General features: G+C 65.6%; 9 protein-coding genes. 7 read left to right on the top strand and 2 right to left on the bottom strand.

Annotated features, from left to right (window positions below; genetic code table 11):
* The first annotated feature begins 156 nt into the window (after positions 1-156).
* The 6 genes from JHD07_RS24800 (at position 157) to JHD07_RS24775 (ending at position 6,554) form a co-directional block, all read left to right on the top strand.
* Entirely contained in the window at positions 157-654 is a 498-nt protein-coding gene (locus JHD07_RS24800; RefSeq protein WP_291626834.1) for a hypothetical protein, read from the top strand.
* 105 nt (positions 655-759) lie between these two features.
* The gene (locus JHD07_RS24795) at positions 760-2,367 is read left to right on the top strand and encodes an acyl-CoA synthetase (RefSeq protein WP_291626832.1); all 1,608 of its coding nucleotides are present in this window, start codon (positions 760-762) and stop codon (positions 2,365-2,367) included.
* Positions 2,368-2,376: 9 nt separating this feature from the next.
* On the top strand, positions 2,377-3,249 hold the full coding sequence (locus tag JHD07_RS24790) for a DUF296 domain-containing protein (RefSeq protein WP_291626830.1): 873 nt from the start codon (positions 2,377-2,379) through the stop codon (positions 3,247-3,249).
* A 95-nt stretch (positions 3,250-3,344) separates the two neighbouring features.
* The gene (locus JHD07_RS24785) at positions 3,345-4,097 is read left to right on the top strand and encodes an AAA family ATPase (protein ID WP_291626828.1); all 753 of its coding nucleotides are present in this window, start codon (positions 3,345-3,347) and stop codon (positions 4,095-4,097) included.
* Positions 4,098-5,043: 946 nt separating this feature from the next.
* Positions 5,044-5,607, top strand: a complete 564-nt coding sequence (locus JHD07_RS24780; RefSeq protein ID WP_291626826.1) for an SRPBCC family protein — start codon at positions 5,044-5,046, stop codon at positions 5,605-5,607.
* Between the two features lie 2 nt (positions 5,608-5,609).
* The gene (locus tag JHD07_RS24775; protein ID WP_291626824.1) at positions 5,610-6,554 is read left to right on the top strand and encodes a cytochrome D1 domain-containing protein; all 945 of its coding nucleotides are present in this window, start codon (positions 5,610-5,612) and stop codon (positions 6,552-6,554) included.
* 63 nt (positions 6,555-6,617) lie between these two features.
* Here the strand turns inward: JHD07_RS24775 and JHD07_RS24770 are convergent, their stop codons facing one another.
* Both JHD07_RS24770 and JHD07_RS24765 read right to left on the bottom strand, forming a co-directional pair.
* Positions 6,618-7,466 (bottom strand): DUF3313 domain-containing protein, encoded by an 849-nt coding sequence (locus JHD07_RS24770; protein WP_291626822.1) that lies wholly within the window; start codon positions 7,464-7,466, stop codon positions 6,618-6,620.
* A complete protein-coding gene (locus JHD07_RS24765) occupies positions 7,463-8,542 on the bottom strand; it encodes an acetylhydrolase (RefSeq protein ID WP_291626820.1) in 1,080 nt (359 codons plus the stop codon). The genes JHD07_RS24770 and JHD07_RS24765 overlap by 4 nt, the downstream gene beginning before the upstream one ends.
* 93 nt (positions 8,543-8,635) lie before the next feature.
* Between JHD07_RS24765 and JHD07_RS24760 the strand changes: the two genes are divergently transcribed.
* Positions 8,636-8,872: helix-turn-helix domain-containing protein (locus JHD07_RS24760; RefSeq protein WP_291626818.1), on the top strand; the 237-nt coding region annotated here is incomplete at its 3' end.

The raw sequence follows: 8,872 nt of genomic DNA, 5'->3' as shown, positions 1-8,872 counted from the left end.
GGAGTAGCGACACATCCGGCGAGCGCCAGCGACAACAGGAATAGGGCGGGCGCTTTGACCATGATGCTGCACTCTGTACGCAAGAACTGAGCGAGGTTGCGTCGATCATGTTTAAGATTCCCTGAACGATTGCGCTCGTCGTTGCGACCAACGCCAATGCGATACCTGATCCTCCTCGTGACCTTGCTCGCGACCGGCGCGCGTGCCGACGACGCAAAGCCGTTCAACCCGGCCGACTATCCGCCCGGCGTGCAGAAGGCCGTGCGCTTTGCCAATGAGGAATGCAAGAGCCAGGAAGGCGGCCAGGTGACCTTCGCTCCCAATACCGTGCGCAGGATCGACCTGACCGGCGATGGCCGCGAGGACTACATCGTCGATTTCCAGGACACCAAGTGCGGCGACCGCGAGACGACCTATTGCGGAACCGGCGGATGCGTCATGAAGATCCTGGTGACGCTGCCGGATGGTAGCGTACGTGAGGTGTTCGACGGCTACGTCCTCCGCTACAGGATCATGGCCCCACCGGCGAAGCGCGGCGCCGCGCGCACCATTCGCTTCGATCTGCATGGCAGCTTCTGCGGCGGCTTTGGTGCGCAGGCCTGCTGGAAGGCCAAGGCCATCAGCGCGACCCCGTTTGCGTTCAAGCAGCCGTAGGGCAGGTCCACGGCCGCAGGCCTTGCAGGGCCGCTGGCGTTGGCGATAAATGGGCCGCAATGAACGGACGGCTCGCGTGCCGCCCGTCGCCGAAGAGGAAGCCCGATGCAGCCCCTGCGCATGTCTCGCCGCGTCATGAATCTCGCCTATATGCTGACCCAGAATGCGCGGCGGCATGGCGCGCGTCCCGGCTTCGTCTGGGGTGACAAGTCCTGGACCTGGCGCGAGATCGATGCGCAGGTCTCGGCGCTGGCGGCTGCACTTGCTGCACGCGGCATTGCGAAGGGTGATCGCATCCTCGTCCATTCCAAGAATGGCGACGAGATGTTCTTCTCGATGTTTGCCGCGTTCCGCCTCGGCGCGGTCTGGGTGCCCACCAATTTCCGCCTGATGCCCGATGAGGTCGCCTATCTCGCAGAGGCGTCCGGGGCGAAGGCGTTTTTGTGCCATATCGATTTTCCCGAGCACGCCGCTTCCGTGAAGGGCGGCGCGCTGCAATTCACCTGGAGCATCGACGGCAAGGCTGCCTTCGGCGAACGCTCGGTGGCCGAGGCCATCGCCTCGCAGGCGGGCGCTGCCGTGGAGAATGTCGCCGTCGAGCACGACGATCCCTGCTGGTTCTTCTTCACCTCCGGCACGACAGGCCGCTCCAAGGCGGCCGTGCTCACCCACGGCCAGATGGGATTCGTCGTCACCAATCATCTTGCCGATCTCACGCCGGGTGTGACGGAGCAGGATGCCTCGCTGGTGGTGGCGCCGCTCTCGCACGGCGCCGGCGTACACCAATTGATGCAGACCGCGCGCGGCGCATGCACGGTGCTGCTGCCGACCGAGAAGTTCGACATCAACGAGGCGTTCCGCCTGATCGAGGCGCATCGCGTCAGCAATCTCTTCACCGTGCCGACCATCCTGAAGATGATGGTCGAGCATCCCGCCGCCGACAAATACGATCATTCCTCGCTGCGCCACGTCATCTATGCGGGCGCGCCGATGTACCGCGAGGACCAGAAGGCGGCGCTGAAGAAGCTCGGCAAGGTCATCGTGCAGTATTTCGGCCTCGGCGAGGTCACCGGCAACATCACCGTATTGCCGGCCGCACTCCACGATCCCGAGGACGGCCCGCACGCCAAGATCGGCACTTGCGGCTTCGAACGGACCGGCATGCAGGTCTCGATCCAGGACGACGAGGGCCGCGAGCTCAAAGCCAACCAGAGCGGCGAGATCTGCGTGATCGGGCCGGCCGTGTTCGCCGGCTATCACGACAATCCCGAAGCAAATGCGAAGGCGTTTCGCAACGGCTGGTTCCGCACCGGCGATCTTGGCCACATGGACGAGGAGGGCTTCGTCTACATCACCGGACGGGCCTCCGACATGTTCATCTCCGGCGGCTCCAACATCTATCCGCGCGAGATCGAGGAGAAGATCCTGACGCACCCAGCGATCGGCGAGGTCGCCGTGCTCGGCGTGCCCGATCCGACCTGGGGCGAGGTCGGCGTTGCGGTCTGCGTTGCGCGGGAAGGCGCGAAGGCCGTGAGCGAAGCGGAGATGGCGGCGTTTCTGTCGCCGAAGGTGCCGCGCTACAAGATGCCGAAGCGGTTCTTCTTCTGGGATGCGCTGCCGAAATCCGGCTACGGCAAGGTGCCGAAGCGCATGGTGCGCGACGAGCTCGAGGCGCGCGGGCTGCTCGACCTCGACAAGGCCAGGACGGGCTGAGCACGGCAGATGCGGAGTATCAAGCAGCCGGGCTCGCCCGCCACCGAACGCATTCAATGGGTGGAGGCGAGGGGACGTGCTTTCAGATTCACGCTTCAAGCCGGCCTGCCGCTGCTGGAGGCCGCGCGGCGCGGCTTTGCCGCGGAAGGTTTTGCCGGCGGTGTCCTGAACTTTCGCCGCGGTGCGCTCGGGCCGTTCGCCTATGTCATGCCGGCGCTGTCGACGACCGGCGACAACGCCGCGTTCTACAGCGAGACGTTCCGGCCGGCCGGCGGGACTCGCACGAGGCTCGGCAGCATGACTCTCGGCATGCGCGACGGCGCGCCGTTCTTTCACTGCCACGGGCTTTGGACGGAGGCGGACGGCAAGGCCAGCGGGGGCCACATGATGCCGGACGAGACCATCGTCGCCGAGCCGTTCGAGGTCGAGGCCTTCGGCGTCGACGGTGCGATGTTCATGGCCGAGCCGGATCCCGAGACCAATTTCAAATTGTTCGGGCCGGTAGCGGCCGAGCGCACCGGCGCGCGGACGACGAGCCGGGCCTTCGCGCTGCGGTTGCGGCCGAACCAGGACTTTGCAGGCTGCCTCGAAGCGTTCTGCCACACGCATGGCATTGCGCGTGCGAAGATTCACGGCGGGGTCGGTTCGACGATCGGGGCGCGCTTCACCGATGGCGGGATCACCGAGCCGTTCGCCACCGAGCTGGCAATAGTCGCCGGCACGATCGTGCCGGGAGCTTCCGGGGGACATGAAGCCGCGCTCGACGTTGCGCTGATCGACTACACCGGAGGTCTCGCAGAGGGACGCCTCGTCCGCGGGGACAATCCCGTGCTGATGACGATGGAGCTGGTGCTGGAGGCGCTGGATGAGAATGCGGGCTGACCGCGTCATTCGCGGTGAAATCACTTTCTAGGGATGAGCGTTCCTGATATGTTCATCTGGAGGAGACGTCCTCTGGCGGGAGGGGGAGTGGTAATATGCGAGGACGACAGCGCGACATCAGGCTGCCTGCTCCCTATCTTCGGCGCATCTGGCTCGATCGCGCGCTGGTCCCGGACTGGGAGGCGTATCCCTATTGTCTGCCGATTTTCCGCGAAGAATTCGACCTGAGCTTCGACGACGCGATTACCATTATCGTCGGCGAGAACGGCACCGGGAAATCGACCATCCTGGAGGGTATTGCGGCGCTCGCCGGTTTTGACGACGCGGGTGGGGGCAAGGGCTATCGTCCGGTTGATCATTCCAACGCACGCGAGATCATGGGCGGCGAGTTGTCGTCGGCGCTGCGCGCCGGCTGGGTGCCGAAGATCACGAATGGCTGGTTCTTCCGCGCCGAGACCTTCTTCTCCGTCGCAAGATATCTCGACGAGGTTTCGGACATGCCGCCCGATTTTCTGTCGTACTCCCATGGTGAGGGCTTCCTCCGCTTCTTCCAGGAGCGATGTCAGAAGCAGGGCATCTTCATCTTCGACGAACCGGAATCGGCGTTGTCGCCGGCACGGCAGATGGAGTTTCTGAAGCTGCTGCACCGGATGGATTCGTCGCGCAATTGCCAGGTCATCATGGCGACCCATTCGCCGATGCTGATGGCGTATCCCAACGCGCGGTTGCTGCGGCTGACGAAGTATGGCCTCGAGCCCGTGACGGTCGAGGAGACGGATCACTACCGGGTGATGCGCGAGTTCTGCAATGACCCGCGCGGGTTCGTCGAAGCGACGCTCGGGGAGTAGTCGAACGAATACTTGTTCGGCGCTTCCAAGGACCCAGTGGAGGGTGCCAACGCATTCAGCCCTCGTGTCCCGGACAAGCCGTAACGCGTGAGCGTTGCGGCGCAGAGCCGGGACCCAGCGAGCCGCAATGTCACGGATGCATGGGCCCCGGCTCTGCGGCACATCACTTCGTGCTGCGCCGCGTCCGGGGCACGAGACCTTTTGTCGGATTGGCTGGCACAGGTTCGCTTCCTCGCGGCGCGTTCCGCCCGAGCTTTGCATCCGTTGCCGCCCCCAAAGATGCCGAGGGCGCAGGGAAGACCGGGTGCCGGCTGGCACCCGCGGTCCACTGTGCGAAAGCGTGTGCTTCAAGAAAGCTGCACAGCGGCATACAGGGCTGCCTCAACATCCGGCCTTCCCTGCGCAGTGGTTTTACGGCTTATGTCGCGCTCTCCCCGGGGAGCGATGCACTATTGCCCCCGTCGCCTTGCGGATGACCGATGCGCGAGCCCGGTTGGGCTTTATGCATCACCGCAAGCCTTGGCGCACAGACCCCGGGCGCCAGGACCACACGATTTCGCCGTACGCGAGGCTGCGCCCGTCGTGTGCGCGCGGCGCCTGCTCACGGAGTGACCCGCCTTGCAAGCTCACCTGCGCGCGACGCTGCCTGCGTCCACCACATTCCCAACCCGCGTTCGTGACGATCGCGATACGCCCCTCGGCCCGGGTTGGGGTGCGCGAAAGATGCGATAATTCCGAATTCTAGTAAAGCGAATTGTTTTTCGGCCGATGCATTGACCCCGGTCTGGGTGTTTTGCTCATCGGGCGCCGCAAGGGATTGTGTGGTGACTGGCGACGTCCCCGCCACATACGCGCCACGAACAAGTCTCCCCACCGTCCAAAATTGCGCTACGATGATCTCCAGCGCGCCCCAAGCCGCGCAGATTCAAGGATGAGGAAACACGAGATGAGGATGAGAAGCGGAACGGCGTTCGCCGGTGTGGCGGCGCTGGCGTTGGCGGGGATGGCTCTGGCGACCGTTGTCGAGCCGGTCTGGGCCCACGGGCCGACCCGGCAGAAGGTGCGGGAATCCATCGAGATTAGCGCGCCGCCGGCCAAGGTCTGGGCCGCGATCTCCAATTTCCAGGACATGGGCTGGCTCCCGCCGGTCACCAAGACGGAAGGCCAGAAGGGCAACGAGATCGGCGCGACGCGGATTCTGACCCTCACCGGCGGCGCGACGGTGGAGGAGGAGCTCTACAAATACGAGCCCGACATGCAGAGCTATTCGTACCGCATCACCAAGGTCGACGTGAAGGTGCTGCCGGTGACCAATTATTCCTCGACCTTGACGGTGTCGCCTGCGCCGGACGGCAAGGCGAAACTGGAATGGGCGGGCGCGTTCTATCGCGGCTATCCCAACAACGATCCACCGCCGGAGCTGAACGACGAGGCTGCGAAGGCTGCGGTGAGCGGGCTGTACAAGGCCGGCCTCGAGGCGCTCAAGAAGAAGATCGAGAGCGGCAGCTGATCGTGCGCGCGCTGGCTCTGGCGGTGCTCGTCGGCGGCCTCGCGGTCGGCAGTGCAGCCGCCGAAGAGGCCTTCGTCACCAACCAGCTCAGCGACGATCTGATGGTCGTGGACCTTGCCGCCGCGCGCGGGGTTGCGACCATCCCGATCGGCGGCAAGCCGGCCGGCGTCGCCGTCAGTCCCGACGGCCGCTTTGCCTATGTGACGAGCCCCGACGCCAAGGCGGTGACGGTGGTGGATGCCGCGAGCCGGCAGGTCGTCGGCCGTGTCGAGGTCGGAGGCGGGCCGCTCGGCATTGCCGTGGCGCCCGACGGCAAGACGGTCTATGTCGCCGATTGGTACGCCGCCGCGGTGCGGGTGATCGATGCGGCCTCGCGCAGCGTCACCGCGAGCATCGCGGTGGGCGCTTCGCCATCGGGTCTTGCAGTGACGCCGGATGGCCGGCTGCTGCTCTCGGCCGACCGCGACGACGACAGCGTCTCGGTGGTCGACACGGCGACGCGCCAGCGCAGGGCGATCATCAAGGTCGGCACGCGCCCGTTCGGCGTCACCATCGATGCCGACGGCAGGCGCGCCTACACCGCCAATGTCGGGTCCGACGACGTCTCCGTGATAGACATTGCGGACGGCCGTGAGATCGGCCGCGTGCCGGTCGGCATGCGGCCCTATGCGGTGGCGCTGACGCAAGGGCGCGGTTTCGTCACCGACCAATATGCCGGCACCGTCAGCGTGTTCGACCTTGCGAGCCTGAGGCCGATCAAACGCATCAATGTCGGCGATTATCCCGAAGGCATCGCGGCGACCGCCGACGGCAAGCGCGTCATCGTCGCCTGCTGGGAGAGCAACACGCTTGGCATCATCGATGCGGCCGAGCTCAAGGTCATCGGCGAGATCGGAACCGGCGACGGCCCACGGGCTTTCGGGGCGTTCCTGCGCAGGACGGAGTAGTCTGCCGGATCAGGAGCGGATCCTTGGTGGAAGGCCGAACGCAAACGGCCGTTCCGCCTGAGCTCAGTTGACGTTCTGCGTTTCCAACGTCGTGCTGTCCGGCGCACCTCGGTCGGACCAGTCCGGCGGCAAGCCGATTCTTTCTCCGGCCAGTCCCGCCAATCCCGGCGACCGGCCGAATGTTTCGCAGATCGCTTCCTTGGGCGCGCCACCGAGAGAGGCGCTCAACCTGTCGACGGAGGGCGGCGCGGGGACCTTCCCGAACGGACTCTCCGCGGTCACGAGAAACCTTCCGAAATCGCTACCGAAAGTCTCGGCCAGGTCATAAGCATCGCCATCGCTCGAGACACGCGGAGCGCTGGTGAAGGAGTTCGCTCCGCGCGCCCAGATCATGGCGGCCAGTTGCTTGCCGCTGGGGTCTCGGGCCTCGGCCTCGACGGACAGGCTGCCCAGCCCGATCGGAAGACGCGGCACCGGAATGGGCACGCCGGGAGCGACGATGGATGGCACAACGCTCGCGACCTTGGAGACGCCGGCTGCTGCCGCATCGGTCGGCGCAATCTGTGTGATGACGGCGCGAACATTCAAGTCCGCGGTTTCCGTGGGGGCTACGATCCGGAAGCGCTCGCTGAGCGCCAGGCACATCGCCCTGTTGACCGCATTCTTGATCAGCCGGCGCTGCTGCGGCGAGAACGGCTGGCTGGCCGCGGTTGCCGTGAACGCGGTCGGCTCGATGCGGGCGGTCTTCGCGGCGAGAACATCAGCCTTGCTGATCCGGAGCTGCGACTTGGTCAAGAGACCATCGGAGGGCGTGAGATTGTCGTAGGAGGCCAGCGATCCCGCCCGTTCCAGAGGGGCCGCCGCGCAACCGGCGGCCATCGAACTCAACGCCGCAACTGCGAGCCACCTCATGGCGAGGGAACGAGACCGGTCGCCGCTCCCTGGGCCACGCGCCGGGACTGTGCGACGGGCAGGGGAGAAGGTACCGCGCCCGGCGCCGAGGCCAGCATGGGCTGCCAGGTCACGTTCCAGCGCGCCAGCGTTGCGCCGTTGCCATCGAAGACCAGGTCGAGAAAGGCCAGGGTCAGCTCGGCCGTCGCGAGCTTGACTTTCGGGTTGAGCGCCGGACCACCGGTGAATGAGCGATCGGTGAAGATGCTGTGCGAGCCGCCTTCGAACACGGCAAGCAGCTTGCGCTGTGTGGCAATGGCGTTGAAGACCGCTAGCCGATCGGCAGCGGGCGAGTAGTATCCGGGAATCTGGATGACGTCGTTCGTCGCCGTCACGTGCAGGGTTGGAACGGTGATCCTGCTCAACACTGCGGCCAGATCGGGTTCGCCATAGAATGGCGGGGCCGAGATGACGATGGCGGCGCCAAAGCGCGGGTCGCGCGCCTCGACCCACTTGCCCTCGCGCATCACGCGGGCGCCAACGGCAACAAGGGCCGTGTTCGCCCCATAGGAATGCCCCGCCGCCACGATCCGCCGGCGGTCGATCTGGGCGCCTTGGGGACTCGACAGCATGCGATCCAGGGCGAAGCGCAGATCCTGGGCGCGCGCCAGCGCCTCGCTCTCGTGAGCAGCGCGCTGCAGGCGGTCCACGACGGCGAGGGGATTGCCCGCCCAGAGCGAGGAATCGCTGCCGGCATGCTGGACATGCAAGCTGGCGATGCCACGGGCCGACCAGTATCGCCCGAGATAGCTGTAGCCCCGGCGAGAGCCGCCGAGCCCATGGGAGAACACGATGAGCGGCACGCGCGATCCCGGCGCAACATCCGTCGGCCAGTGCAGGCGCGCTGGAACGGGGCGCGAGCGCGCCGGATCGACCCAATCGAAGTCGATGACCGCGGGAGGCGGGGGCGCGGACTGCGCCCGCGCTTGAGGCGCGGCGAGCGTGGCCGTGACGGCGACCGCCAGCAGCGCGGCACCGAGGTGCCGCCGGGTCAGGGGTTTCGGTCCGCCTGTGTCGCCGCCCAACCCGTTCACCATGAAGGCCCCTTGCATGAACTCGCACCGAGTGTCATCGACACATTGCACTTAGTGTAATTTTGCAAACTAGTCGATTTCATGGCAGAACGGGTCATGAAAAGTTTACCCCGAAAGGAGGAAGGCCTGCGCGAGCGCAAGCGTCGCGAAACGTTGCATCGTATCGCCGAGCAGGGCCTGAAATTGTTTCTGACCAAGGGCTATGACGCCACCACGCTCGACGCGATCGCGGAGGCGGCGGGGATCTCGCGGCGGACGTTTTTCTACTACTTCAAGTCCAAGGAAGAGATCCTCCTCGCGTGGCAGGACGGCGGCTTCAACGAGACCTTGCGT

The sequence above is a fragment of the Bradyrhizobium sp. genome (assembly GCF_016462955.1).
Taxonomy (GTDB): Bacteria; Pseudomonadota; Alphaproteobacteria; order Rhizobiales; family Xanthobacteraceae; genus Bradyrhizobium.
The sequence above is the reverse complement of the archived record's forward strand: the minus strand, read 5'-3'. Positions and strand labels throughout refer to the sequence as shown.